The sequence below is a fragment of the Amaricoccus tamworthensis genome, from assembly GCF_049800875.1.
Lineage (GTDB): Bacteria > Pseudomonadota > Alphaproteobacteria > Rhodobacterales > Rhodobacteraceae > Amaricoccus > Amaricoccus tamworthensis.
Genome location: NZ_JBNAFV010000008.1, coordinates 124,389 through 149,725, shown reverse-complemented (window position 1 = coordinate 149,725; position 25,337 = coordinate 124,389). Strand labels below are relative to the sequence as shown.

Below are 25,337 nucleotides of genomic sequence, written 5' to 3'. Positions count from 1 at the left end.
CTTGGTGGGCCTAGCTGGTCAGATGGCCTGCTGCGGGCGCATGTCTTCTTTGGAAACGCCGGCAACCTTGACCGGCTTTTTCATTGCGTCACGGCGGAATGGCTCACCGAGTTCCTGGTTAAGAACCACTTCGATGAACGTCGTCACGTTGTCGTTCATCTGTTCCTTAACTGCGGTGTTCAGCGCGTCGGTGAGAGCCTCCATGCCGGTCACCTGGACGCCCTTGACGCCGCAACCCTCCGCAACCTTGGCGTAGTTCACGTCGAGGTTCAGTTCGGTGCCAACAAAGTTGTCCTCGAACCAGAGTGTGGTGTTACGTTTCTCCGCACCCCACTGGTAGTTGCGGAAGATCACCATGGTGATGGCTGGCCAGTCGCCGCGGCCGCAGGCGGTCATCTCGTTCATGGAGATACCGAAGGCGCCGTCACCGGCGAAACCAACTACGGGAACATCGGGACAGCCGATTTTTGCGCCGAGAATGGCGGGAAGGCCGTATCCGCACGGCCCGAACAGGCCTGGTGCCAGGTATTTCCGGCCTTCCTCAAACGTGGGGTAGGCGTTGCCGATGGCGCAGTTGTTGCCGATGTCGGAGCTGATGATGGCATCTTTCGGTAGAGCGGACTGGATCGCACGCCAGGCCATGCGCGGGCTCATGCGCTCGGGCTGACGGTTACGGGCGCGCTCGTTCCAGTTGGTGCCAGGATCATCCTCTTCGTGGTCCATCGAGCTGAGTTGCTGCAGCCAGCGGGACTTGGTGTCCGCGATCAGTGCCTTGCGGTCGGCGCGTCCGGCATCACCGGCATCATCCGAGAGTTGAGAAAGCAGGTCTTCGGCAACGGTTTTTGCGTCACCCTGGATACCAACCGTGACTTTTTTGGTCAGGCCGATGCGGTCGGAGTTAATGTCCACCTGGATGATTTTTGCGTCTTTCGGCCAGTAATCGATTCCGTAGCCCGGCAGGGTCGAGAACGGATTGAGGCGCGTGCCAAGCGCCAGCACAACATCGGCCTTGGCGATCAGTTCCATTGCAGCCTTGGATCCGTTGTAGCCGAGCGGGCCAACGGAGAGAGGGTGCGAGCCCGGAAATGCATCGTTATGCTGGTAGCCACAGCAAACCGGAGCATCGAGGCGTTCCGCAAGGGCGGCCGATGCGGGGATTGCGCCACCGATAACAACACCGGCGCCGTTAAGGATGACCGGGAATTTCGCCTCGGAGAGAATTTTGGCAGCCTCGGCCACGGCGGCACGTCCACCGGTCGGGCGCTCAAGGCGTACGATCTGCGGCAGTTCAATGTCGATAACCTGGGTCCAGTAGTCACGCGGCACGTTGATCTGTGCCGGAGCGCAGCCGCGCCATGCTTTTTCGATCACCCGGTTGAGAACTTCAGCCATGCGGGAGGGGTCGCGGACCTCTTCCTGATAGCAGACCATGTCCTCGAACAGTTTCATCTGTTCAATTTCCTGGAAACCACCCTGACCAATGGTCTTGTTCGCGGCCTGGGGTGTCACGAGCAGCATGGGGGTGTGATTCCAGTAGGCGGTCTTGACCGGCGTCACGAAGTTCGTGATGCCTGGACCGTTCTGGGCAATCGCCATGCACATTTTACCCGAAGCGCGGGTGTAACCGTCAGCGATCATACCGCCGGAGGTTTCGTGCGCGCAGTCCCAGAACTTGATCCCGGCATCCGGGAAAAGGTCGGAAATGGGCATCATTGCCGAACCGATAATACCAAAAGCATTGTCGATTCCGTGCATCTGAAGAACCTTTACGAAGGCTTCCTCGGTTGTCATTTTCATTGTTCTTGCGTCCCTTTTTGCAAAAAAAGATTCTGGAGTGGTGATTAGAGAATTTCGTCCTGGAGATGGTACCAGTGGTACATGATCCTCTGCCCCATCCGACGGAAAGGTGTGAGAATTCCGTGGCTTGGGAGCGGCGAGGTGAAAATGGGCAGATCCAGTTCCTGACCCTTGCCCGCAACAAGCTGGGCCAGTCGTTTCCCGGCCTGCGCGGAATACATGACGCCGTTACCGCCATACCCCATCGCGTAGTAGATGGTGCTGTCTTTATCCGGCTGGAAAATGCGCGGCATCATGTCATGGCTGACATCGACCCATCCCCACCAGGAATAGTCGAGATCGATATCCGTTAGTGCTGGAAACTTGCGGTACAGACCCTTCTTTAGCAGATCGAGGTGCTTGGGGTTTTCCGCGTCACTTCCGGTGATTGCGCTGCGACTGCCGATCTGCACGCGATTGTCCGGCAGGAACCGGTAATAGTGCCGCAGCGTTCTGGTGTCGGTCAGAGGTGATTTGGTCTGAAAACCGCATTCGACCATCTCCTCGTCCGTGAGCGGACGAGTGACAATCGAATTGGACAGAATCGGCATGAGTCTGTGTTTCGTACGGTCATTCAGGCCTGGTGGAGTGTAGCCGGCGGTTGCCAAAGCGACGGCCCGTGCCCGAACCGTACCACCTGGCGTGGTCAGATGGTGAACGCCGTTCACAACTTTCCATCCCAGAACAGGACTTGCGGTATGAATGGTCGCACCAAGTTTGCGGGCAAGCCGAACATAGCTGAAGGCCAGTTTTGCCGCGTGGATGCTGGTTCCGTCCGGTTCCCACATGGCCCCGGCGGCTTCCTGATCCTTCACATGCCGCTCGTGAAGTTCTTCGCGCCCGATGACCTTTGAGCCATAGCCGAACGTGTTGTTCAGGAGGTCGCTTTCCGCCTGCAGTTTCGGCATCACTTTTTCGCGGTGGGCAATATAGTAATGCCCACCGGTCTGGGGGTCGCAGTCGATGTCGTCGGAATAGATCAGGTCATTGAAAAGCTCGAAAGCTTCGGAGACTTCAACGTGCATTTTCTTCGCAACATCTACGCCCCAGCGCTCTATCCACTGAGACCGCTTAAGACGGCCGGACGAAATCTGGGCCTGTCCGCCGTTGCGCGTTGAACATCCCCAGGCAACTGTATTCGCCTCAAGAACGGTGGCTTTAATGCCGTGTTCCTTCGCAAGATGGATCGCCGTCGACAGTCCAGTGTATCCGGAACCTACAACGACAACGTCAACATCCATATCTGCCGACACCGGGCCGTCGTCTTCAGGCGCCGGTCCGGCCGTACCGATCCAATAGGTCGGCGCATGATCCCGGTTATGACCCGGGCCCGCGTCGACGATGGGGTCGTAGCGGGGATCGTAGCTGGCTTTTGGCCAATGGCGGGGGCGGTAGGGCATTGTCCTGATTCTCTGTGAGGGGTAAGCGGGGTCAGCCTGATCTCAGGCTTTGAAGGGCGGCCGGGATTTGCGAAGCGCCTGCTTTACGATGATCTTGCCGTCGCGAAGCGTGAAGAGATCCGCTCCCTGCGCTTCCACCCGCATTCCATCAGCATCGGTTCCGGAAAAGGTCCATTCGGATACGGCGCGGTCTCCGTGCACGAAATGGCTGTGATGATCCCAGTGGGCGTCCTTCATGGCGGCCCAAACGCCAGAAAATGCCTTTGCGATTGCTTCGGCGCCTTCGATTTTGGTGCCATAGACCTCGTCTCCACCAACCGTGTAGAATACGCAGTCGTCGGCAAAGACTTTCATGACACCATCAACATCATGACGGTTAAATGCGTCGAACGTATCGGACAGATCCTGGGCGGTCAGTGTGCCTGACATAAGCCACCTCCTTGATAAACAGTGATAAATTTTTTCAGTCTTCGATGTAGGGCACAACGAGTGTTGGTATTTCCGCGCGTCGCAGTACCCGTTTCGCAACCGTCCCGAGGAACGTTCGGCTGAAGCCGTGGTCATGGGCTCCAAGAACGATCAGGTCGCAGTTCAGCTCGGCCGCACGGCGCAGAATTACTTCCGCGGGATGGCCCTCGATGATCTCTATCGAGTCCACCAGCTCCTGGGCGCCGCGGTCATCCTCTGGAAGTGCCGCCCAGAATTTTTTCTGGCGTTCCTGCAGGATCTCCCGAAGGTGGCTGCTCCGCATCTCAATCGCATCCCGCCGGGCTGTTTTGTCCTGCAGGAAGAGCTGCAGAGTAATGCGCGCGTCATCACTCAACGGCTCGGCCACATGCAGGACATGAAGTCGCGCACCCGTGGCCTGCGCCAGGTTTGCCGCATGAACCATGGCATGAGCCGAATTCCTCGAAAGGTCCGTGGCGAACAGGATGTGGGTGATTTTTTGTGACATCAGAACAGGCCTTTTCAGATCAGCGGATCAGTAGCCGAAGAACCGGGGGAGCCAGAGCGAGAGCTCGGGAACGAACGCGATCACAAAGATCGCAATTGTGTTTACAAGCGCGAAGGGCAGGGCACGGAGCGATATGTGCTCAATCGAGATTCTCGAGATGCCCGACGCAATGAAGAGGTTTTCACCGAGTGGCGGCGTCTGAAAGCCGATGCCAAGGGTACAGATCATGACTACGCCGAAATGAATCGGATCAATGCCGACGCTGTAGGCGACCGGGAGCATGACCGGAACGAGGATCAGAATGGTCGCTAGGGTCTCCATGAACATTCCCACGAACAGGAGGAAGAGAATGATCAGCGTCCAGATGATGTAAATGTTGTCGGTGAACGCGAGCATTCCCTGCGCGATCACGGCCGGAATCTGGTTTTCCACCAAAAGGCGTCCGAAAACCGTGGCGGTAAACATGATGAGCAGGACACGACCGGTCAGCCAGGTGGTGGTCTCTAACGCGTTGAAAAGCTTCTCCCACGAGAGTTCACGGTAGATCAGCGCACCAACGGCAAGCGTGTAGAAGATTGCCACGATGGCTGCTTCCGTCGGCGTGAAGAAACCCGAGTAGATCCCACCGAGAATAACCACCGGAGCCATGAGCGCCCAAAACCCACGGTAGAGTTCGCACCAGATATGGCGTGCGGACCATCCATCAGTTGTGCCCGAGTAGTTGTGCTTTTTGGCGATGATGTAGTTCATGACCAGGAGGCTGCCAGCAATCACGAAGGCTGGGACAAATCCGGCGATGAACAGCTTCGGAATCGATACGGACTGAAAGGTTCCGTGGGCTTCAACGGCGGCGGGGGGAGGCGGCATTCCCAGTGCGGCGATACCGAAAATGATCAGCGGGATGGATGGCGGGATGACGATGCCCAATCCACCGGCGGAGGCGGTAACGGCGGAAGCAAAACCCTTGCCGTATCCGCGCTGGATCATTGCGGGGATCATCAGCATGCCGACGGCAGCGGTGGTTGCGGGGCCGGACCCTGAAATCGCTCCGAAGAACAGACATGCAATGACCGTGGCGGCCGACATGCCGCCGGTGAAAGGTCCGGCGAAACTTTCGGCCACGTTAATCAGTCTTCGGGACAGACCCGCGGCTTCCATGAGCGCGCCGGCCAGGATAAAGGCCGGCAGCGCCATCAGCGGGAAGGATCCGACCGAGGTGTAGGCAATCTGCACAAACTTGATCGGATTCTCGCCCAGATAGACGAACGAAATCAGCGTGGATACACCGAGCGCCACGGTGATGGGCGCGCCGATGAACAGCAGTCCGAGGAACGATCCGAACAGGATCAGGATGATTTGACTTTCCATGTATCTATTCCCTGCCCGGCATCAGTGTTTCGACCCGTCGGTTTCAGCCTTGACCGCATCCAGATCAATTTCGTCCGGATCCCGCATTTCCTCTCCCAGGATGATCCTGTGATAGTTCACCTGGAGAATGCGGATGGTCATAAGGGTGAAGGCGATGGGCAAAACGATGTAGACCCAGCTGAGGTGAAATCCCATTGTCTGCGAAGACTGGAATCGGTTCATTCGGTTGAAAATGAAGTCCAGGGCCAAGTAGACAAAATAAACATTGAAAACCAGCCAGAACAGATCGGCGAAAGCTTCGATATATTTGATGTAACCGGACGGAAGAAACTTGAACTGAAAGGTTACGCGGTTATGCGCACCAAGTTTAGCCGCGTAGCTTGCTCCAAAGAATACAAACCAGACAAACATGTAGACTGAAAGTTCTTCCACCCAGGAGAAGGAATGACCGAAAACGGATCGGGCAATCACCTGCATGAAAAGAAGGCAAACGAAAATCGAGAGCAGAGTACGGCAGATGTAGCTCTCAATGTTGTTCGCAATATGCCAGAATTTCTTCATTTTACCCCCGCTCTGTTAGAGGGCGCCCCTCCAGCGGCGCCCCCAGGTCCCGTGACTACGACTTATTCAGCAACCGGATCGCGTCCTATGGCCTCGAGAGCGGCATTCAGTTTTTCGACGCCACCGATGCTGTCGTAGAATTTTGGCCAGACGGCTTCGGTTGCCAGCTGGATGAATTCCTGTTCATCGTTTTCGGGGTCAACAATTTCCATGCCCTTCTCATCGATCAGGGACTGCTGAATTTCGGCTTCCTTGTCGCGCAGGTACTGTGCGGATGCCTTGGTGGCCTCCTTGCCGGCCTCAATGATGATCGCCTTGTCGTCCTCGGACAGGTCCTGGAAAACCTGTTCGGAGATGATGAGCGGCTCGATCAGGAACAGGTAGCGCAGGTTGGTTGCGTACTGCTGCACCTCATAGAACTTCATTGCGTTGATCGTGATGTATGGCGTGTCCTGGCCATCAACCACCTGGGTCTGCAGTGCGGCGAATGTTTCCGACCATGCCATTGGCGTCGGGCTGATACCCCAGGCCTTGTAGGTATCGATCATGATTTCGTTTTTGGGAACACGTACGACAAGGTCCTGAAGGTCGGCCACGGACTGAACAGGTTTCTTGGAGTTGGTCAAACGGCGGAAACCGGCATAGGTCCAGCCAATGATGCGAACACCGGCGTCTTCAATTGTGTTCTGAACCAGTTCCTCACCGATCGGTCCCTGGGTCAGCGTTTCCGCATCCTCAAGGCTGAGCATCATGTAGGGCAGGGACAGAATGCCTACGGTCGGCGAAAAGGGCGTTACGTTGTTGATGGCAAGGATCGACATGTCGAGTGTGCCAATCGCTGCTTCGTTGACGGTGTCCTGCTCGGAGCCGAGCTGACCATTCAGGAAGAGTGTTGCCGTGTGCTCGCCGCCGGAAAGCTCCTCGAGTTTTTCCTTGAATGCGAGGCCGCCGACTTCCTGGGTGCTTCCACCGCTGTCGCCAACGGCGATCTTGAAGTTTTTCGCGTCAACCGAAGTTGCCGCAAGTATCGTGGTCGCGGCCAGTACGGCTGCGGCGGTCCTGATCTGATTGAATAGTACCATTGTTACCTCCAGGTTGGAATTTCGGGACTTCTCGCAACGCGGGCGGTGTCCCCTGTGATATGTTTTTCCCCATAGAAGCCGTAGTTTGTTTTACGTGACTCCCCTTAGGGCCAGAATTCAGATTGACTTAGACCAGTCTCGCGTCATTCTGTCGCAATGACCACGCCGCGGCTTCCACCCGAGATATTCTTCATAGACCGCAACAGTTCGCGATCTCTTCAGGCCCAGATCCGGGAAACGGTTGTGACGTCTGTCCTGTCCGGGCAGGCCCGCGTGGGTGCCATGATGCCGTCATCCCGCAGGCTGGCGCAGCATTTGGGAATCGCCCGCATGACTGTAACTCTCGCCTATCAGGAGCTTGTTGCACAGGGTTATCTTCAGTCACACAGCCGCAGGGCCTACAGCGTGGCGGAGATGGACATTGCTGACGCCTCAAAATCGGCTCCTGGGACCACCGAAAAATCCAGAGGCGTCGATTGGGGCAGGCTGCTCAACAGTTCACTTGCGAAGCGTCACCGGGTGCAAAAGCCGGTCGACTGGCGCCGATACCCGTATCCCTTCGCTTACGGTCAGATGGACTCCGATTTGTTCAATCATACGGCCTGGCGTGACTGCTCAAGGCAGGCCATGGGCAAACGCGATTTTGTGGAGATGGCCGGTGATCTGGCGGATGCCGATGATCCGGTTCTGGTAAATTACATCAGGGCGAGAATCCTCCCTAGGCGCGGCATTAACGCCAGCCCGGACGAAATTCTCGTGACGATTGGCGCGCAGAACGCTTTGTGGATGATTGTTGAGCTGCTCGCCAGAAAGCCGATGCGCGCGGTTTGTGAGAACCCAGGGTACCCCGATGTCGCCCAGGCCCTGCGATGGCGGGGGGCCGAGGTTGTTCCACTCAACATCGACGGCGACGGGCTTCCCCCCGAAAACATACCCCATGGCACGACAGCGGTCTTTGTCACCCCGAGCCACCAGGCTCCCACGGGAACGACGATGTCACGGGACCGGCGGGAAACGCTCCTGGCAAAAGCGCACAGCGAAGACTTTGTCGTAATCGAAGACGATTACGATTTCGAAATGAGCTTCCTCGAAGCCCCGAGCCCCGCCCTGAAGTCGTGGGATCGCGACGGGCGGGTTCTGTATATCGGCAGCTTTTCAAAGGCGCTCTTTCCGGGGCTCCGGCTTGGATATCTGGTCGGGTCGCGCGAATTCATCGCGGAAGCCCGCGAGCTTCGCACCATTCAGTTGCGTCACCCTCCTGGACACCTGCAACGCACGACGGCCTATTTCCTGGCGCAGGGCCACTACGACATTTTGGTCACGAAATTGCGGAGGGAATATTCGCGGCGACGACGCGAAGCTGAACGAACGCTGGCCGGCAGTGATGTGAGGATCGCCGGAGCCGCAACGTTTGGCGGCTCAAGCCTTTGGCTGAAATTTCCCAATGGAATGGATGCTGGCGAATTGGCGCTTGAACTTCTTGGGCATGGCGTGTTGATCGAGCCAGGAGCGCCCTTTTTCTATGGGCCCGATGCGCCGGTTGAATTTTTCAGGCTGGGCTATTCGTCGATCCCCGTGTCCAAGGTCGCACCGGGGATCGAGCGTATTGTTAACCACGTCGCTGAACGCGGTCGCGGGTGAGGCACGTTGCTGGATACCGTCGCGCTAACAGGATTTCGAATTTCAAGCGAACTTTGCCATCCTTGTCCGGATCGATTCTGATGGCATCGGTCCGCGACAGGATTTCGGTTTTGTGCGGAGGAGCCGATGCCTTGAGATCAGGACTGCCTCGTTCAATCCAGTCCCTTGGGCTCGTTCGCTCAGCAGTACGTGGGTAGCATTAGCCCTTTTCTATTCGACCAGCTGTGCCCGGGTGACCGAGGTAATGCCTCGGTCCCCTAGGCAAACGGACCACATCGTATGCAGCGGCAGCGTCCGTTGCCAAAAATCACAGCTTGAACCCCGATACGCGAAGGTTGCGTCTCATGAAAACTGCCGTGATAGTGTATCGAAAGAGTTCGAAACTGTTCAGGGAGAAAAACCGCAACATGAAAAAATCTGTAAGACTTTTTGCCTCGGCCGCCGTGTTGGCTGGTGGCCTTGCGGGCCAGACGGCGGTTGCCGAGGAGGCAAGCTACATTCTTGCCACAGCCTCGACTGGCGGCACCTATTATCCGGTGGGCGTGGCGCTTTCCACACTGACCAAGGTCAAGCTTGAACCGGGCGAAAAAATTGGCATGTCCGCTATTAATTCCGCCGGCTCGGGTGAAAATATCCGCCTTCTACGCGAAAATGAGGCTCAGTTCGCCATTCTGCAGGGTCTTTATGGGTTTTACGCCTCGACAGGAACTGGGCCCATCGAGGCCGATGGCCCGCAATCGAACCTGAGATCCGTTTCAATGCTCTGGCAGAACGTCGAGCAGTTCGTAGTTACCTCGGATGCGGCCGAAACCGGCACCATGGCGGACTTCGTTGCCCTGAAAGGCGAGGCGACGGCGCTCGGTAGGCGGAATTCCGGTACCATTGGTTCCAACGCCACAATACTCGATGGCCTGGGTGTAGACATCTATTCCGACTATGAGCTTGTTGAGGGCGGCTACGGCCCGTCTGCTGAGGCTTTGCAGAATGGTCAGGTCAAAGGAATTTCCATTCCCGCGGGTATTCCAACCGGTGCACTGTCCCAGCTGTTCGCGACTGTTGGTGATGGCGCAACAATGCTGAACTTCACCGATGAGGAAGTCGCAGCTGCCGACGCCGGCAAGGATCTCTGGACCCGGTTTGTCATCCCGGCAGGCACCTATCCAGGTCAGGAAGAGGACGTGAACACCATCGCCCAGCCGAATTTCCTCGCCGTGCGCGATGATATTCCTGAGGAGAACGTGTATCTCATCACGAAGACGATCTACGAGAATCTTCCATTCCTCAATGCGATCCATCCGGCCACCCAGGCCATGGCGCTGGAAAAGGCCATTGCTGGTCTGCCTCTGCCCCTGCATCCCGGTGCGGCGCGCTACTTCACTGAGGCAGGTCTCGAAATCCCCGATCGCCTGATTGCGGAGTAAGCGCTTCACTTGATCCAGAATCAAAGCGGTCCCGGCCGGGTGCGCTTATTAGGCGACGAAATTGACAGGAAACATCATGGAACGTGACGATCCGGAGGCTGGTCCGGCCGGCCAGCGTGTTCTATCCGGCGGGCTGGGCCGGCTAATTTCCGTTCTGGCCGTGTTCCTGTCAGTTTCCCACATGTTCCTGGCGATATTTCCCTGGCTCGCAGAAACGGAACGAAACATCTTCCATTTTGCGGGCTTCTCCATACTGGCCGCTGTTCTATTCCCAATGATCCGCACGGATGGTTGGAAAGCCGGTCGGACGGCTATCGCCGTGGACGTAGCGATCGGACTTCTCACGGCAGGGGCGGCGATATACCTCGCCTTTGCTGAGGACTGGATCTATGAGAGAGGTGTGCGACTTTCGGCATTCGACTGGGTCGCCTGTATTGTCGTGATCCTAGGTGCGATTGAGCTCACCCGGCGGTCTGCCGGCATGGTCATACCGATTTTGATCATACTTGCGCTAACCTACGTGACCTTTTGGGGTTCCTGGATTTCAGGCGTCTTTGGTTTTCCAGGTCTTTCGACTGAGACAGTGCTCTTTCGGTCAATTTATGGCGACGATGCGCTGTTTGGTACCATTGCGCGCATATCGTCGACCTATGTGTTCCTCTTCATCATTTTTGGCGCCTTCCTGATACAGTCCGGAGCTGGCGAGTTCGTCATCGACCTCGCAAGAACGGTCGCTGGCAAGTTAACCGGAGGACCAGGTCTTGTGGCGGTCGTTGCCAGTGGTCTCACGGGTACGATCTCGGGCTCTGCAATCGCGAACACGGCATCCACAGGCGTGATCACAATTCCCTTGATGAAACGTGCCGGCTATCACCCAAAATTCGCCGCGGGCGTCGAGGCTGCAAGTTCCACCGGTGGTCAGCTGATGCCGCCTATCATGGGTGCGGGTGCATTCGTGATGGCCAGTTTCACACAGATTTCTTACGACAAGATCGTGGTCGCAGCGGCACTGCCCGCACTCCTCTATTTTCTGTCGGTTGCTTTTTTCGTGCGCATTGAGGCGCGTCGTCTGAACCTCAAGCCGCTCCCGTCTGAGGGCCGCACCCTGGGTGACGCGCTGAAGGACGGAGGCGCAAGCTTCATCATACCTGTTGGTGTGCTCATTTGGCTGCTGGTGTCGGGGTTCACGCCGTCATACGCCGCCGTAATTGGCATCGTGACCGTAATCGCTTCGAGTTGGCTGACCAAGCGCCCCATGGGCATTAGAGGCATCATCAGCGCACTGGAGTCGGGCGCGCGAAACATGGTCACATCCGCGATTTTGCTCTGTTCGGTTGGTCTGGTTGTCAATGTGATTGCGACTGCGGGTGTAGGAAACACCTTTTCGCTGATGATCGCTGACTGGTCCGGCGGCAGCCTGCTGCTGGCAATTATCCTGATCGGCCTGGCGTCGCTGGTTCTCGGAATGGGTTTGCCGGTTACCGCTGCCTACATTGTTCTGGCCACGTTGTCCGCGCCGGCGCTGGCAGGAATGATTTCCGATCTCACCGTGATTGATTCGATAGCGTCCGGAACGCTTCCCGAGGCATCGAAACCTCTTTTGATGTTGGCCAACCCGGATGCGATGACAATGTTGGCCGGGCCGGTGCCACGTGAGGAAGCCGCCGCACTGGTGGCTTCGCTGCCATTGGAGATTGCCGGGCCCTTGCGCGACTCTGTTGTCTCAAGAGAGGCTGCTTTGGCCGGACTGCTTTCCGCGCATATGATCGTGTTCTGGCTGAGCCAGGACAGCAACGTGACGCCACCGGTTTGTCTTGCAGCTTTTACTGCCGCGGCCATCGCAAAATCACCTCCGATGGCGACGGGAATCACCAGCTGGAAGCTTGCCAAGGGCCTTTATATCGTACCGGTTCTGTTTGCATACACGCCACTGCTCTCGGGTGACTGGTCGCAGGCCCTCCTGGTGTTTGGATTTGCGGTGTTTGGAATTTACGGGCTTGCGGCGGGGATGCAGGGATGCATGGAAAGACGGCTCAATCCTGTTCTCCGGGTCGTCGCTTTGGTTGCCGGTTTGGCCTGCCTCTGGCCGTTTGCGATTATGGTGCAGGTGGTTGGTGCGGCCGTAGTTTTGGCGCTCTTTTTGCAGAACCTGAAATTTGGACCAGACCTGGCCGTTACGGCCTGATGTCTTGACAGGTGTCGCCAGCGTCCCTATCTGCGGCGTCAGGGTAAAGGCCCCTGCCGTCCGCTGACGAAAGTCATGGTGAAGTCCTTTTTTCAGATCACAATCGCCGAATTCCGGCTGTTTGCGGTCCAATGGCAACGCGGGCACCATTCGAATATCCGCATCCAGACACGATAGGGGTTTGTGATGACTAATATCAGTTTACCTGCGATTTCCGTTCTCAAGGATCAGGCTAAACGCCTGCGCTCCAGCCTTGCGGCTGAAGGAACCGTCATTGGGCACAGCAAGTCGCTCGAAATGCTCGCCAGACAATACGGGTACCGGGACTGGAATACGCTACATGCCGCCAGCGGTAACCGGCCAGCTACGTATACATTTGCGCTGGGCCAGCGTGTGGAGGGGCTTTACCTCGGCAGGCCCTTTACCGGGCAGGTCCATGCCGTGAGTTCAGTTGGGGCTGACGGCTGGCACCGGGTGACCCTTAATTTCGACTGCCCTGTGGAAGTCGCTGGAATTGAGGGAATGCCGGTGACGCGGTCCCGTGTATCAGCAACCCTTGGACCCAATGGCAGGACAGTTGAAAAAACTTCCAATGGTCAACCGCACATGGTCATCAATTAGGAAAATCGCACCACTGGTGAGACCTGTACTCAGATTCCGGATTGATCCTAATTCGAAAGCGCCAGTTTTGCTCCCAAAAAACCAAAGGTTCCGGCGAAGCACCGCCGGAACCACTGCATTGTGGATGGACGCCTGACTACGTAGTCCCGTGCGTAGGCCGCCAATGCGCCATAGAGGATGAAAACCAACAATGTCATCGCCATGAAGACCGACGCCAACAGAGCGAGAGACATTGCTGGATCAGCTGCCTCCGGTGACAGAAACTGCGGTAAAAAGGCGAGGAAAAACAGCGACAGTTTCGGATTGAGCACGTTGAGCAGGGTCGCATTGACGGCAATTCGCCCGTATCCTGATTTCTCCGCGCTTTCCGACAGGTCCACCGCGTCCGTGTCGCGCAGGGTTTTCCAGGCCATATAGAACAGGTAAGCCACACCTGAATATTTTAGAATTTGAAACGCGATCGCGCTGGTGTGAAGCAGTGCGGCAAGACCGACGATGCTCGCAAGAGCGGCCGGAATGATACCGAGGGTGCATCCTAACGCTGCGGCAACGCTCGCCCTGAACCCCCTGCTCAATCCAATGGCAAGCGTGTAGATGACACCTGTGCCCGGCAGGAGCACCACAACGAGTGAAGTAAGTAGAAAATCAATCGACACTGTTGGCTCCCTTTAGATTGCCGAAAGCCTCCGCGAAAAGCCATCGCAGGTCAACAGTCGCTACAGCCTACAAAAGTTCCCTCAGGGCGGCGACCAGAGGAATATCGGCTGCGGGCATGGGGTAATTGCCCATGTCCCTGGTGCGTACCCATTTGAGAGCCTGGTTTTCCTTGCCCTGCGCCACGCCCTCCCATTTTCGGCAGACATAAAGTGGCATGAGCAGATGGAAGTCATCATAGGTGTGGCTGGCGAATGTGAGCGGAGCCAGGCAACTCGACCAGGTCTCAATGCCGAGTTCCTCGCGCAACTCCCGAATAAGGGCCGCTTCAGGTGTTTCTCCGTTTTCCACCTTGCCGCCTGGAAACTCCCATAGTCCGGCCATAGATTTCCCCTCCGGGCGCTGGGCAAGGAGAACGCGCCCGTCACGGTCGACGAGCGCCACGGCGGAAACAAGAACGATCATCAGGACCGGTAATCCGCGTTTATCTCAATGTAACGATGGGTCAGATCACAGGTCCAGACCGTGGCCTCACCGCTTCCGATCCCCAAATCGACATTAATGGCGATCTCGGCATTCTTCATATACGCGGCACCAGCCTCTTCTGTGTAGGTCTCGGCAACCCAACCATTTTCAGCGACCAGAATGCCCCCAAAGGAAATCGAAAGTAGGTCACGATCGGCCTTCTCACCGGATTTTCCCACCGCCATCACAACGCGGCCCCAATTGGGGTCCTCACCGGCAATGGCCGTTTTGACCAGTGGCGAGTTTGCAATTGCAAGTCCAACGGTACGGGCCGCCGTGTCGCTTTCAGCGCCGGTGACGTGAACCTCAACGAATTTTGTTGCACCTTCGCCGTCCCGCACGACCTGGTGTGCAAGTTCCAGCATCACGTTACGCAGACCGGCTTCGAATGCGGCCACGCGGGGATCGGCCGGATCAGTGAGCGGCGGGATGTCGGCCTTGCCCGTGCCGGCCATGACCAGACTGTCAGATGTCGAGGTGTCACCATCCACGGTGATTGCGTTGAAGGTGGTTTCGTTTATCCGGCTCACCAGTTCCTGCAAAAGCGGCTGTGCCACTGGCGCATCGGTGAAGATGAAGACCAGCATCGTCGCCATATCCGGTGCGATCATCCCCGAGCCCTTGGCGATTCCGGCGATCTTCACGGAATGGTCATCCAGTTCGACCGATGCCGATGCGCCCTTGGGGAAGGTATCAGTTGTCATGATCGCCTGAGCCGCAAGATCTATTGCGGACGGATCCAGACTCTCGCGAAGCCCCTCCATTGCGTCAGCGATCTTCTCGTGCGGGAGAGGCTCACCGATCACTCCGGTTGAGGCGAGAAAAACGTGGTGTTCGGGAATCCCGAGCGTTTCCGATGCGGCATTGACCGTCGCCTCAACGGATCCGTCGCCACGCTTTCCGGTGAAGGCATTGGCGTTTCCCGAATTGACAACAATGGCATAGCCGCCATCGCCACCCTCGCCGGAGCCAATGCGTTCCAGGATTTGCTGACACCAGAGTACGGGTGCGGACCGGGTCGACGACCGGGTGAACACCCCGGCCATGGCCGACCCGGCCGCAATTTCAGCCAGCATCACGTCGAGCCGACCCCTGTATTTTACGCCCGCCTCTGCGGCGGAGAAGCGAACCCCTTCAATTTCAGGTAGAGAGGGAAATTCGGCCGGGGCCAGCGGGGACACGATGCCGGTTGTACTCATCTTCCAGATTATCTTTCGAGAATTGAGGAATCCTGGATGGCTGCCGCCGGAACACCATGCTCCGGGATATCGATTGTCGCATTTTCACGCAGACCGTCGAGTTTGTCCTGCAGCTTTTCCATCCGCACCTGGTTTTCGAGACCGGAACGAACCTCCTCAATGGCGGGCGGCTCGGTTTCCCGGGTGTCATTGAGCTTGATCAGGTGCCAGCCAAACTGCGTCTGGACCGGACCAGCAACTTCACCGGGAGACATCTCACGAACCGCTCCCTCAAATTCCGGCACCATCTGACCCAGGCCAAACCAGCCCAGTTCGCCGCCATTTGCGGCGGAGCCGTCCGAAGAGTTTTCAACCGCTACTTCCGCAAAATCACGTCCGCCATCGATTTCCGCCTTAAGCGACGTGGCAAGTTCCTCGTCGGAAACGAGGATGTGCGACGCGTTGAACTCGGGGCCGGGTGCAAAATTCTCGACGAATTCCTCGTAGTCGGCCTCAACCTCCGCATCTTCTACGGGACCAGTCAGAATCTCCTCAAGACCTACTCCAGCCATGAGGGTTCGGCTTTCATTTTCCAGAATGATCTGGACCGGATAGGGACGCTCACCCAGCTCTTCCATCTGTTCGTTCGCGACCAGCGTCTGGTCGATGAGCTGTTCGAGTAGTCCCGGAAACACCTGCTCCGCTGGAATTGAGCGGTAGTTTTCAGGCAGCCGATCGTAGGTAGCGATCAGATGGCCCAGCGTGATTTCGGTGCCGTCGACATCTGCGAGTACGGTGGACGCGTCGTATTCGGCATCCTGTGCGAAGGCCGCCGATACGGTGAGCAGACCCGCCAGTGCGGTCGAGGTCAGTAGGCTGCGCATTGTAGTTCTCCGTTTCGTCGCGTCGCTTTCGACGCAAGTTTACCAATTTACCCAGGACCGTCCCGTTCCTGGGCGGTGCCGTTGACAGGCGCGGTAACGCCGCTTACATCCCAGGCTGCGGTTGAAATGGGTGTGAAGCGCGCCTCGCGCTGACTTAGACCGATCGGCGTCGGTGGACAAGCGCCCCCGTCATTTCAGTTCGACCGGATTTGAAATGTCAGCGGGTGGTGCGCGGGAGCATCCCTGAAAACAGTTAGGGACGACGGCTTGATGCTTGGAATTGGTACCATTGCTAAAAAGGTTTTTGGAACTCCCAATGACCGAAAAATCAAGGCGACCAGGCCCCTCGTGGACAAAATCAATGCGCTGGAGCCGGAATTCCAGGCGCTCGACGATGCGGGTATTCTGAACAAAACGCAGGAATTCAGGGACCGGATTGTCCAGGGTGAGTCCCTCGACGCACTTTTGCCGGAAGCCTTTGCAAACGCTAGGGAAGCCGCCCGGCGCGCGCTGGGTCTGAGGCCGTTCGACGTGCAGTTGATGGGTGGTATTTTCCTCCACCAGGGCAACATTTCCGAGATGAAAACCGGTGAGGGTAAGACGCTGATGGCGACCCTGCCGGTGTATCTCAATGCGCTGACCGGTCGTGGCGTTCATGTCGTTACAGTCAACGATTACCTCGCCCGCCGTGACGCGGAGTGGATGAGCAAGGTTTATGACGCTCTTGGACTGACGGTCGGTGTCGTCGTGCCGGGCATGCCGGAGGACGAGAAGAAAACCGCCTATAACGCGGATGTGACCTACGCCACCAACAATGAGCTCGGTTTCGACTATCTGCGGGATAACATGAAGTCGGAACTGACCCAGGTTCTGCAGCGCGACCATTATTTTGCGATTGTGGATGAGGTGGATTCAATTCTGATTGATGAGGCCCGTACGCCGCTCATCATCTCCGGTCCCAGTGAGGACCGGTCGGAGCTTTACACCTCCATCGACAAAATGATCCCGGAACTGCAGCCGGAACACTATGAACTTGACGAAAAGCAGCGCTCGACGACTTTCACGGAAGAGGGCAACGAGTTCCTCGACAATCGTCTGCGCGAACTCGGCTTCCTCGAAGATGGCGCGACGCTCTATGACCCGGAAAGCACCAATATCGTCCACCACGTGAACCAGGCGCTTCGGGCGCATGTGCTGTTCAAACGGGACAAGGACTACATCGTTCGTAACGATGAGATTGTTCTGATTGACGAGTTCACGGGCCGCATGATGGCAGGCCGCCGGCTTTCCGAGGGTTTGCACCAGGCTATCGAGGCCAAGGAAGGTGTCCAGATCCGTCCGGAAAACGTAACTCTGGCAAGCGTGACATTCCAGAACTACTTCCGCCTTTACGAAAAACTCGGCGGCATGACCGGTACGGCCGCGACCGAGGCGGACGAGTTCTTTGAAATCTACAAGCTCGGTGTGGTCGAGGTTCCGACCAACAAACCGATTGCCCGCGTCGACCACGACGACCAGGTGTTCCGCACGGCGCGTGAGAAATACGATGCAGTCGCCGAAGAAATCGCCCGCGCGAACAAGGAAGGCCAGCCTATACTCGTGGGCACGACCTCTATTGAGAAGTCGGAAGAACTGTCAGCATTGCTGAAGAAGGCCGGTGTGAAACATAACGTGCTGAATGCCCGCTATCACGAGCAGGAAGCCAAGATCATTGCGGATGCCGGAGTTCCGGGCGCGGTGACGATTGCTACCAACATGGCTGGTCGCGGTACCGACATTCAGCTCGGCGGCAATGTCGAGATGCGTGTTTTTGAGGAATTGGAAAAGGCTGGCGAGGGTGCCGACCCGGTCGAGATTCGCAAGCGCGTGGAGGCGGAAATCGCCGCTGCCCGCGAGAAAGCGATTGCTGCTGGCGGGTTGTATGTACTCGCGACGGAGCGGCATGAAAGCCGCCGTATCGACAACCAGTTGCGCGGACGTTCTGGCCGCCAGGGCGACCCGGGCCGCACCAACTTCTATCTCAGTCTCGACGACGACCTGATGCGGATCTTCGGGTCGGAGCGGCTCGACAGCATGTTGGGCAAGCTTGGCATGAAAGAGGGAGAGGCCATTGTTCACCCCTGGGTAAACAAGGCTCTCGAAAAGGCACAGGGCAAGGTTGAGGCCCGCAACTTCGATATCCGTAAAAACCTGCTGAAGTTCGATGATGTCATGAACGATCAGCGTAAGGCCATTTTTGGCCAGCGCCGGGAAATCATGGAGGCCTCTGACCTGTCGGAGGTTACCAACGACATGCGCCATGAGGTGCTGGAGGAAATCGTTGGGGAACACGTGCCCGCCCGCGCCTATGCCGAGCAGTGGGACATTGAGGGACTTGAGAAGCGCGTCGAGGAAATCTTCGGCGTCAAGCTCCCGATCCAGGAATGGGCCGCTGAGGAAGGCGTCGATGATGAGGGCATTCTCGAGCGTCTGACTGCCGAGACCGACAAGTTGATGGCTGCTAAGGCCGCCCGCTATGGTCCGGAAACCATGCGGTCCGTCGAGAAGCAGATCCTGTTGCAAACGATAGACAACAACTGGCGCGAACACCTGATCACGCTTGACCATCTGCGCAGTGTCGTCGGTTTCCGCGGCTACGCCCAGCGCGATCCGCTGAATGAGTACAAGTCCGAAGCCTTTCAGTTGTTCGAGAGCCTTCTGCACAAACTGCGCTTTGAGGTGACCCGCATGCTCGCGCATGTGCAGATCATGTCTGCGGAGGAGCAGCAGGCAATGATCGCAAAAATGCAGGAACGTGCCCGTGCGCAGCAGGCTGGCTCAGTCGCCAGTCATCCCGGTGCAACTGGTGGTGAGGCGCCTGCGCCGACGCCGCAACCGGTCGCTTCAGGCGGTGTTGACCCGAACGACCCCACGACCTGGTCGCAGTGCGGACGTAATGAGCCGTGCCCCTGTGGGTCTGGCAAGAAGTACAAACATTGCCACGGAAGGGTGTAATCGGGTCGGTTACACCCCGTTCCACTGAAATTCGTCGTTTTCGCCCGGCTGGGCGAAAGGGTTGAACGTCACTTCCCAGATGTGTGCATCGGGGTCGGCAAAATAGCCGCCGTATCCGCCCCAGAACATGTCCTGTGGCGGCTTCAGGATTTTTGCGCCGGCCTCCTCTGCGGAGGCCATGACCGCGTCCACATCTTCTTTGGTGCGGGAGTTACACGAGAGGGTCATGCTCCCTGACCCGGGCGGAAGCTCGATTCCAATGTCTTTCATCAGGCTTTCTCGGCCGTACAGGCCCAAAGTCGCTCCATAGAGGTCATAGGCTACGAGCCCTGGTGGACAGTTTTCCGCCCTTTTCCAGCCGAGACTGTCATAGAAATCTGCGGCACGCTCCAGATTGTCGGTTCCAAGAGTAATCAGGTGAACACGCTGTTTCATTGCCGCTCCAAATGTGATTGCATGAGAACAAAACATGAAAGTGCATCGCAATGGAAGATCAAAATCCTGCTTCCGAAGAAGACGTGCGGAGCTTTCTGGCGTTCTTCGAACGGGCGGGGAAGTTGAAGGACACCCTGCGCAGCGCGCGAACCGCGCAGGGCAAGCGCGAAAGTACCGCCGAACATACGTGGCGACTGTGTCTTGTGGCGCTAACCCTGAAAAACCGCTTCCCACCAGGTGTCGATTTCGGGCGACTGCTTGAGATACTGATAATCCACGATATCGGTGAGTCAGTGACCGGCGATATACCTGCCACGGAACAGGTGTGCGACAAAACCGCCGATGAACGCATAGCCATGGAGGAAATTCTGGGCGGCCTGCCGAATGAAACGGCCTCGCAACTTTTGGACATTTGGGAGGAGTACAGTGCCGTAAGAACCCCTGAAGCCCAACTGGCCAAGGCTCTCGACCGTCTCGAAACCGTGATGCAGCATATCGAGGGCGAAAACGAACCCGGTTTCGACTACGCTTTCAACCTGACATATGGTCATGAGCATACGGACAGTAACCCGCTCGTCGCAGCACTGCGCGAAGTCGTAGATGAGGAAACCCGTCGTCGGGCGAGGAGCGGTTAACCGGGAATTAAGACGGAACCCCCAGCGTCTGGCACATGTTTCCCCGTTTCACACGCGCCGCCCTCTTATTGCTTCAGTTCGTATTCAGCGGTGCTGCCCTGGCATCAGAACCAGTGCGGATCGCAACTTATGATGTCGGACTAACACGGGACGGGGCGGGTCTGTTGCTGCGCGATCTTCAACGCGAGCCCGATGAGGCGCTTTCGGGTATTATCGCCGTCATTCAGGAGGTTCGCCCTGACGTGATGTTGGTCACCGGGTTTGATCATGACCTGAAGGGGCGTGCGCTGGCGGCCTTTGTGGATCTGCTGGCGCAGGGCGCTGGTGGGATCGCCTATCCCCATCGGTTCAATGCCGGTGTTAACGCTGGCGAACCATCCGGGCTGGATCTCGACGGTGACGGGATGCTTCTCGGTTGGAATGACGCCTGGGGCTGGGGGAAATTCCCCGGTCATGGCGGTATGGCGGTTCTGTCCCGCTATCCCATCGACTCTTCCGAGGCGCGGACTTTTCAGGAGTTTCTTTGGAATGACCTGCCTGGCGCCGAATTGCCGGTCAGGTCCGATGGAAGTCTTTGGCCTGACGCGGAGACTGCTCAGGCGCGCAGACTGTCCTCCAGGTCCCATTGGGATGTACCGGTCGATCTCCCCTCTGGGAGAATTCACCTTCTCGCATCCAATCCAACACCTCCATTGTTTGACGGCGATGAGATGCTAAATCGTCTGCGGCACCGGGACGAGTTGCGGTTTTGGGTGCAGTACCTGGACGGAACGCAATTCGAGGACGACCAGGGCGCTACGAAAGCTGCCCCCCTTGAACCGGTCGTGGTCATCGGCAACCTGAACCGGGACCCGGTCGACGGGGCGGGGCTGTCCGATAGTGTTGCTCCGCTCCTGAACCACGCCCGGCTTCAGGATCCCCAGCCCGAAAGCGCGGGTAGCGTTTCGGCTGCGAACCCCGGTCACAGCGGCAATCCCGCGCTCGATACTGCCGACTGGCGCGATGAGGATGGCCCGGGGAACCTTCGGGTCGATTATGTCCTGCCGGACCGCCGTCTGAAAGTTGTCGGCGCCGGTGTTTTCTGGCCCGCCCCGGACGAAACCATGCATGCGCAGGCCGTGGCTGCCTCATCGCATCGCCTCGTCTGGGTTGATGTCGTGCTTCCCTGACTTCTTGGTTTAGCCCCGGCATACCATACTGTAGCCTCCGCCCTGACGAGCGAGTCGGGGGAGATAATGACACTCAAAAGCATGGTTATCGAGTTTGGCACTGGAGTGGATATCCGTGGCGGCGACTACACGAAAGCCGCCGTTCGCGCGGTAAGTGCAGCCATTCGGCACAACACTATTCTGTTCGCGGATGCGTTCGGTCTTGAGCGTACCCAAATGCGCATCCGCGTCGATATCGGCGTGACCAAACCTGAAGAGGTTGTCCGAGAGGACGTCGTCGCAGTTTTTCCTTACGGCATGGTCGACGTGCGTGTCGTTGAGGGCGGCATGGAGATCCCCACCGATGACGGCACCGGGATAACCACGATGGCCAACGCGGCTGTCAGTGTTTTTTTGGACCTGCCTGATGGCGAAACGGAGGATGCGGCATGAATAACGATGTCACACGTGTCATTCTTGAGATGGGTTCGGGCAACTCCCTCCGGAACCGCGACTACACCAAAGCCGCGAAACGCGCAGTTGAGGAAGCGATCCGGCACTCGAAACTGACGGTTCTCTCGAGCCTTGGAATTGATCCCGCTACCGTGGCGGTCGAACTGACCATTGCGGCACAGGAACCCGAGAAGGTCGACATCGACGCCGCCGCAGCCGTTCTACCCTTTGGCCAGGTCACCGCGAGGGCCGTCAAGGGCGGTCTCAATGTTGAGGATGTCACCGGAGCCGAATGCGTCATCGTCAATGCCGGTGTGATCGTGCGCCTGCCCAATAAGGCAATTGCGCCTTTTCGGGCCTGACGGCCTGCCTTGACCTCGGGTGGGTCTGCCGTTACCGCAAGCCCATCGAAAAATGACCTAGAGGAAGCCCTGATGACTGCTCCATCCCTGTTGATACTGGCCGGCGACGGCATTGGTCCGGAAGTAATGGCCCAGGTTCGTCGGGTGATTTCATGGTACGGGGACAGGCGTGGTCTGAATTTCGATGTGTCCGAAGATCTCGTGGGTGGCGCGGCCTATGACGCGCACGGCGTCCCGCTGACCGATGAGACAATGGCTAAGGCACAGGAAGTCGATGCGGTTCTGCTCGGCGCCGTCGGCGGCCCGAACTACGACGATCTGGATTTCTCTCTGAAGCCCGAGCGCGGACTTCTGCGTCTGCGCAAGGAAATGGATCTTTTCGCAAACCTCCGCCCGGCCCAGTGTTTCGACGCGCTCGCAGACTTTTCATCGCTCAAACGCGACGTGGTCGCAGGCCTCGACATCATGATCGTGCGCGAACTGACCTCCGGCATTTATTTCGGCGAGCCCCGCGGCATCATCACCGAGGGCAATGAGCGCATCGGAATTAATACGCAGCGTTACACTGAGAGCGAAATTGCCCGCGTCGCGCGCTCCGCATTTGAGCTCGCGCGTCGGCGGTCCAACAAGGTCTGCTCGATGGAGAAGGCCAATGTCATGGAATCCGGCGTTCTTTGGCGTAAAGTCGTCAATGAGATCCACGCAGCGGAATATTCCGATGTCGAATTGAGCCATATGTATGCGGATGCCGGTGCCATGCAGCTCTGCCGCTGGCCGAAGCAGTTCGACGTGATCGTCACCGACAATCTTTTCGGTGATCTTCTGTCCGATGCGGCGGCCATGCTGACCGGGTCCCTCGGCATGCTGCCGTCCGCATCCCTCGGTGCGCCCATGGCGAATGGTCGCCCCAAAGCCATGTACGAACCGGTTCACGGATCGGCGCCGGACATTGCGGGGCAGGGCAAGGCAAACCCGATCGCATGTATCCTGTCGTTCGCCATGGCGCTGCGGTATTCGTTTGACGAGGGTGAGGAAGCCACGCGGCTTGAATCCGCTGTTGAAGCCGTTCTCGCGCAGGGTGCCCGGACGGCGGACCTGCTTGGTCCGGAAGGCGGCACGCCCATTTCGACTTCCGAGATGGGGGATGCCGTCCTGGCGGCCCTTGATGCCTCTGTCTGAACTGGAACAAGCCCTTAAGACTGACTGGGCGGATGCGCTGCGGGATCGCGGCGCGCTGTCGAGGCTTCAGGAACTGGTGTCGCGGGTGGGTGCGGAACGGGCCGACGGCTTGGCAATCGCCCCTTCTGATGGAGACCTTCTGAGGGCGTTGAGCACAACGTCCATGTTGGACATCCGCGTGGTCATACTTGGTCAGGACCCCTATCCGACGCCAGGTCATGCGGATGGTTTGTGCTTCTCCGTTCGGCCGGGCGTCGCGATTCCCCGAAGTCTTGGCAATATATTCACAGAGCTTGAAAGCGATCTCGGCCTGCCGCGACCCAAATCCGGATCTTTGGTTCTTTGGGCGGAACAGGGCGTTTTGCTCCTGAATACCGTTTTGAGCGTAACGGAGGGACAGCCAGCATCCCACGCGGCCTGGGGTTGGCAGGATGTAACGGACGCGATGATTTCCGCCATTTCGGACTGTGCAAACCCCACCGTATTCATTCTCTGGGGGCGCCATGCCCAAGCCAAAAAGCGTCTGATTGATCATTCGCGTCACCTCGTGATCGAATCTCCGCACCCGTCACCATTATCTGCCCGCCGGGGTTTTTTCGGATCACGGCCATTTTCCCGGGCAAATTCATGGCTGATCGAAAGAGGTCGAAAGCCGGTTGACTGGCGTCTGCCCGCCACTTGAGCAGAAATCATACACTGCCCGGATAAATGCATTCCGCGTTTCAGTTTTCCCTTGTGGGTCAATTCGGAACAGGGTTTGAAGGCGGACATACCCGACATTTTGATCTGCAGGTGAGGCAATGAGCCACACAACCCAAAATGCAAACGTTCGTGGTGCGGCCTACGCACTGACGGGTTTTGCGATATTCTCGACCCACGACGTTTTCATTAAATTCCTCGGTGGCTTTTACGCACCCTTTCAGATCATTTTCTTTTTTACGCTGTTCCAGTTCCCGGTGATCACCCTCATGCTGATGCGGGATCCCACGGACGGCAACCTGATCCCGAAACATCCCTGGCTGGTTCTGTTGCGCACCGCCCTCGCGGTAATCACGGCCGCCTGCGTGTTCTATGCGTTCTCGGTTTTGCCGATGGCGCAGACATACGCCATCATCTTTGCCTCGCCACTGCTGATCACCCTTCTGGCAATTCCCGTTCTGGGTGAGCAGGTTGGCTGGAGACGGTCCCTCGCGATCTTTGTCGGCCTGATCGGCGTGATCGTGGTTCTAAATCCCGGCACGACAGCGTTTTCAGCCGGACATCTGGCGGCACTTTGCGGTGCCGGATGCTCAGCCGGTGCCGCGGTAATTATGCGCAAAATCGGGTCAGAGGAGCGCAGCGCCGTTCTTCTCCTCTACCCGATGATGGCCAACTTCATTCTGATGGGCTGCATGATGCCCTTCGTGTACCAACCCATGCCGCTCTATCACCTGATCGGCACTGCACTGGTGGCAATTTTTGGCTTTGTTGCCGCCATGTTCCACATCATGGCCTACAGGACGGCAAGCGCGGGTGTGGTTGCCCCGATGCAGTATTCCCAGATCATTTGGGCCGTAATTTTCGGCTACTTTTTCTTCAGCGAAACCGCTGACTGGAACACCGCGGTTGGTTCGGTGATCATCATTGCCAGCGGCGTCTACATCGTGTTCCGCGAGGAAACCAAATCCGTGCCAGGAAAGTCTCCGGTCCTCAACACCCGTTCGCGCTTCGTACCGGGAACAATGCCAAGGATCAGCCAGTTAAGTGGCCTCATCAAAAACGGGGTTCAGGCGGCACGAAAAAACGGATCGTGAAGCCCAAACCAGAATCGTCGCCAACTA

At 57.6% G+C, this 25,337-nt stretch carries 24 protein-coding genes; 12 read left to right on the top strand and 12 right to left on the bottom strand.

Annotated elements, in window-relative coordinates:
- Positions 1–18 precede the first annotated feature (18 nt).
- From xsc to ACP15P_RS14095, 7 genes are all read right to left on the bottom strand, one after another.
- Positions 19–1,797 (bottom strand): sulfoacetaldehyde acetyltransferase, encoded by a 1,779-nt coding sequence (xsc, locus tag ACP15P_RS14125; RefSeq protein WP_424929120.1) that lies wholly within the window; start codon positions 1,795–1,797, stop codon positions 19–21.
- Between the two features lie 44 nt (positions 1,798–1,841).
- The gene (locus ACP15P_RS14120; protein ID WP_424929119.1) at positions 1,842–3,236 is read right to left on the bottom strand and encodes an NAD(P)/FAD-dependent oxidoreductase; all 1,395 of its coding nucleotides are present in this window, start codon (positions 3,234–3,236) and stop codon (positions 1,842–1,844) included.
- A gap of 42 nt (positions 3,237–3,278) precedes the next feature.
- A complete protein-coding gene (locus tag ACP15P_RS14115; protein WP_424929118.1) occupies positions 3,279–3,665 on the bottom strand; it encodes a nuclear transport factor 2 family protein in 387 nt (128 codons plus the stop codon).
- 34 nt (positions 3,666–3,699) lie between these two features.
- Complete coding sequence (locus ACP15P_RS14110) at positions 3,700–4,191, bottom strand: universal stress protein (RefSeq protein WP_424929117.1); 492 nt, start codon at positions 4,189–4,191, stop codon at positions 3,700–3,702.
- A 27-nt stretch (positions 4,192–4,218) separates the two neighbouring features.
- Positions 4,219–5,559 carry a TRAP transporter large permease gene (locus tag ACP15P_RS14105; RefSeq protein WP_424929116.1) on the bottom strand — a complete coding sequence of 447 codons (1,341 nt, stop codon included), beginning with the start codon at positions 5,557–5,559 and terminating at the stop codon, positions 4,219–4,221.
- Between the two features lie 21 nt (positions 5,560–5,580).
- Positions 5,581–6,120 carry a TRAP transporter small permease gene (locus ACP15P_RS14100; RefSeq protein ID WP_424929115.1) on the bottom strand — a complete coding sequence of 180 codons (540 nt, stop codon included), beginning with the start codon at positions 6,118–6,120 and terminating at the stop codon, positions 5,581–5,583.
- A 62-nt stretch (positions 6,121–6,182) separates the two neighbouring features.
- Entirely contained in the window at positions 6,183–7,202 is a 1,020-nt protein-coding gene (locus ACP15P_RS14095; RefSeq protein ID WP_424929114.1) for a TRAP transporter substrate-binding protein, read from the bottom strand.
- A 156-nt stretch (positions 7,203–7,358) separates the two neighbouring features.
- Between ACP15P_RS14095 and pdxR the strand changes: the two genes are divergently transcribed.
- The 4 genes from pdxR (at position 7,359) to ACP15P_RS14075 (ending at position 13,070) form a co-directional block, all read left to right on the top strand.
- Entirely contained in the window at positions 7,359–8,843 is a 1,485-nt protein-coding gene (pdxR, locus tag ACP15P_RS14090) for a MocR-like pyridoxine biosynthesis transcription factor PdxR (protein ID WP_424929113.1), read from the top strand.
- Between the two features lie 407 nt (positions 8,844–9,250).
- Complete coding sequence (locus ACP15P_RS14085; RefSeq protein WP_424929112.1) at positions 9,251–10,264, top strand: TAXI family TRAP transporter solute-binding subunit; 1,014 nt, start codon at positions 9,251–9,253, stop codon at positions 10,262–10,264.
- Between the two features lie 76 nt (positions 10,265–10,340).
- Positions 10,341–12,449, top strand: a complete 2,109-nt coding sequence (locus tag ACP15P_RS14080; protein ID WP_424929111.1) for a TRAP transporter permease — start codon at positions 10,341–10,343, stop codon at positions 12,447–12,449.
- A gap of 186 nt (positions 12,450–12,635) precedes the next feature.
- Positions 12,636–13,070, top strand: coding sequence for a glyoxalase superfamily protein (locus tag ACP15P_RS14075; protein ID WP_424929110.1), 435 nt, complete (start codon positions 12,636–12,638; stop codon positions 13,068–13,070).
- Between the two features lie 47 nt (positions 13,071–13,117).
- Here the strand turns inward: ACP15P_RS14075 and ACP15P_RS14070 are convergent, their stop codons facing one another.
- The 4 genes from ACP15P_RS14070 to ACP15P_RS14055 all read right to left on the bottom strand — a co-directional run bounded on the left by ACP15P_RS14070 (position 13,118) and on the right by ACP15P_RS14055 (position 16,311).
- Positions 13,118–13,726 (bottom strand): LysE family translocator, encoded by a 609-nt coding sequence (locus ACP15P_RS14070; protein ID WP_424929109.1) that lies wholly within the window; start codon positions 13,724–13,726, stop codon positions 13,118–13,120.
- A 67-nt stretch (positions 13,727–13,793) separates the two neighbouring features.
- On the bottom strand, positions 13,794–14,192 hold the full coding sequence (mutT, locus tag ACP15P_RS14065) for an 8-oxo-dGTP diphosphatase MutT (RefSeq protein WP_424929131.1): 399 nt from the start codon (positions 14,190–14,192) through the stop codon (positions 13,794–13,796).
- Entirely contained in the window at positions 14,189–15,448 is a 1,260-nt protein-coding gene (argJ, locus tag ACP15P_RS14060; protein ID WP_424929108.1) for a bifunctional glutamate N-acetyltransferase/amino-acid acetyltransferase ArgJ, read from the bottom strand. The genes mutT and argJ overlap by 4 nt, the downstream gene beginning before the upstream one ends.
- An 8-nt stretch (positions 15,449–15,456) precedes the next feature.
- Positions 15,457–16,311, bottom strand: coding sequence for a peptidylprolyl isomerase (locus ACP15P_RS14055; protein ID WP_424929107.1), 855 nt, complete (start codon positions 16,309–16,311; stop codon positions 15,457–15,459).
- Positions 16,312–16,581: 270 nt separating this feature from the next.
- On the opposite strand from ACP15P_RS14055, the gene secA reads away from it, so the two are divergent.
- Complete coding sequence (gene secA / locus ACP15P_RS14050) at positions 16,582–19,305, top strand: preprotein translocase subunit SecA (RefSeq protein WP_424929106.1); 2,724 nt, start codon at positions 16,582–16,584, stop codon at positions 19,303–19,305.
- A 9-nt stretch (positions 19,306–19,314) separates the two neighbouring features.
- Here secA and ACP15P_RS14045 read toward each other — a convergent pair whose 3' ends face one another.
- Positions 19,315–19,740, bottom strand: coding sequence for a VOC family protein (locus ACP15P_RS14045; protein WP_424929105.1), 426 nt, complete (start codon positions 19,738–19,740; stop codon positions 19,315–19,317).
- A 50-nt stretch (positions 19,741–19,790) separates the two neighbouring features.
- On the opposite strand from ACP15P_RS14045, the gene ACP15P_RS14040 reads away from it, so the two are divergent.
- From ACP15P_RS14040 to ACP15P_RS14010, 7 genes are all read left to right on the top strand, one after another.
- On the top strand, positions 19,791–20,375 hold the full coding sequence (locus tag ACP15P_RS14040; protein ID WP_424929104.1) for an HD domain-containing protein: 585 nt from the start codon (positions 19,791–19,793) through the stop codon (positions 20,373–20,375).
- 164 nt (positions 20,376–20,539) lie between these two features.
- The gene (locus ACP15P_RS14035) at positions 20,540–21,544 is read left to right on the top strand and encodes an endonuclease/exonuclease/phosphatase family protein (RefSeq protein ID WP_424929103.1); all 1,005 of its coding nucleotides are present in this window, start codon (positions 20,540–20,542) and stop codon (positions 21,542–21,544) included.
- A 66-nt stretch (positions 21,545–21,610) separates the two neighbouring features.
- A complete protein-coding gene (locus ACP15P_RS14030; RefSeq protein WP_424929102.1) occupies positions 21,611–21,976 on the top strand; it encodes a Lin0512 family protein in 366 nt (121 codons plus the stop codon).
- Entirely contained in the window at positions 21,973–22,338 is a 366-nt protein-coding gene (locus ACP15P_RS14025) for a Lin0512 family protein (RefSeq protein ID WP_424929101.1), read from the top strand. The genes ACP15P_RS14030 and ACP15P_RS14025 overlap by 4 nt, the downstream gene beginning before the upstream one ends.
- A 72-nt stretch (positions 22,339–22,410) precedes the next feature.
- A complete protein-coding gene (gene leuB, locus ACP15P_RS14020; RefSeq protein ID WP_424929100.1) occupies positions 22,411–23,517 on the top strand; it encodes a 3-isopropylmalate dehydrogenase in 1,107 nt (368 codons plus the stop codon).
- Positions 23,504–24,199, top strand: a complete 696-nt coding sequence (gene ung / locus ACP15P_RS14015; protein WP_424929099.1) for a uracil-DNA glycosylase — start codon at positions 23,504–23,506, stop codon at positions 24,197–24,199. Before leuB ends, ung begins: the two co-directional genes overlap by 14 nt.
- Before the next feature lie 118 nt (positions 24,200–24,317).
- Positions 24,318–25,310, top strand: a complete 993-nt coding sequence (locus ACP15P_RS14010) for a DMT family transporter (RefSeq protein WP_424929098.1) — start codon at positions 24,318–24,320, stop codon at positions 25,308–25,310.
- Positions 25,311–25,337 lie beyond the last annotated feature (27 nt).

Excerpts from the sequence above, each read along its gene's own strand:
- xsc (WP_424929120.1), bottom strand. The coding sequence starts at position 1,797 with ATGAAAATGACAACCGAGGAAGCCTTCGTAAAGGTTCTTCAGATGCAC.
- ACP15P_RS14120 (WP_424929119.1), bottom strand. The coding sequence starts at position 3,236 with ATGCCCTACCGCCCCCGCCATTGGCCAAAAGCCAGCTACGATCCCCGC.
- ACP15P_RS14115 (WP_424929118.1), bottom strand. The coding sequence starts at position 3,665 with ATGTCAGGCACACTGACCGCCCAGGATCTGTCCGATACGTTCGACGCA.
- ACP15P_RS14110 (WP_424929117.1), bottom strand. The coding sequence starts at position 4,191 with ATGTCACAAAAAATCACCCACATCCTGTTCGCCACGGACCTTTCGAGG.
- ACP15P_RS14105 (WP_424929116.1), bottom strand. The coding sequence starts at position 5,559 with ATGGAAAGTCAAATCATCCTGATCCTGTTCGGATCGTTCCTCGGACTG.
- ACP15P_RS14100 (WP_424929115.1), bottom strand. The coding sequence starts at position 6,120 with ATGAAGAAATTCTGGCATATTGCGAACAACATTGAGAGCTACATCTGC.
- ACP15P_RS14095 (WP_424929114.1), bottom strand. The coding sequence starts at position 7,202 with ATGGTACTATTCAATCAGATCAGGACCGCCGCAGCCGTACTGGCCGCG.
- pdxR (WP_424929113.1), top strand. The coding sequence starts at position 7,359 with ATGACCACGCCGCGGCTTCCACCCGAGATATTCTTCATAGACCGCAAC.
- ACP15P_RS14085 (WP_424929112.1), top strand. The coding sequence starts at position 9,251 with ATGAAAAAATCTGTAAGACTTTTTGCCTCGGCCGCCGTGTTGGCTGGT.
- ACP15P_RS14080 (WP_424929111.1), top strand. The coding sequence starts at position 10,341 with ATGGAACGTGACGATCCGGAGGCTGGTCCGGCCGGCCAGCGTGTTCTA.
- ACP15P_RS14075 (WP_424929110.1), top strand. The coding sequence starts at position 12,636 with ATGACTAATATCAGTTTACCTGCGATTTCCGTTCTCAAGGATCAGGCT.
- argJ (WP_424929108.1), bottom strand. The coding sequence starts at position 15,448 with ATGAGTACAACCGGCATCGTGTCCCCGCTGGCCCCGGCCGAATTTCCC.
- ACP15P_RS14055 (WP_424929107.1), bottom strand. The coding sequence starts at position 16,311 with ATGCGCAGCCTACTGACCTCGACCGCACTGGCGGGTCTGCTCACCGTA.
- secA (WP_424929106.1), top strand. The coding sequence starts at position 16,582 with ATGCTTGGAATTGGTACCATTGCTAAAAAGGTTTTTGGAACTCCCAAT.
- ACP15P_RS14045 (WP_424929105.1), bottom strand. The coding sequence starts at position 19,740 with ATGAAACAGCGTGTTCACCTGATTACTCTTGGAACCGACAATCTGGAG.
- ACP15P_RS14040 (WP_424929104.1), top strand. The coding sequence starts at position 19,791 with ATGGAAGATCAAAATCCTGCTTCCGAAGAAGACGTGCGGAGCTTTCTG.
- ACP15P_RS14030 (WP_424929102.1), top strand. The coding sequence starts at position 21,611 with ATGACACTCAAAAGCATGGTTATCGAGTTTGGCACTGGAGTGGATATC.
- ACP15P_RS14025 (WP_424929101.1), top strand. The coding sequence starts at position 21,973 with ATGAATAACGATGTCACACGTGTCATTCTTGAGATGGGTTCGGGCAAC.
- leuB (WP_424929100.1), top strand. The coding sequence starts at position 22,411 with ATGACTGCTCCATCCCTGTTGATACTGGCCGGCGACGGCATTGGTCCG.
- ung (WP_424929099.1), top strand. The coding sequence starts at position 23,504 with ATGCCTCTGTCTGAACTGGAACAAGCCCTTAAGACTGACTGGGCGGAT.
- ACP15P_RS14010 (WP_424929098.1), top strand. The coding sequence starts at position 24,318 with ATGAGCCACACAACCCAAAATGCAAACGTTCGTGGTGCGGCCTACGCA.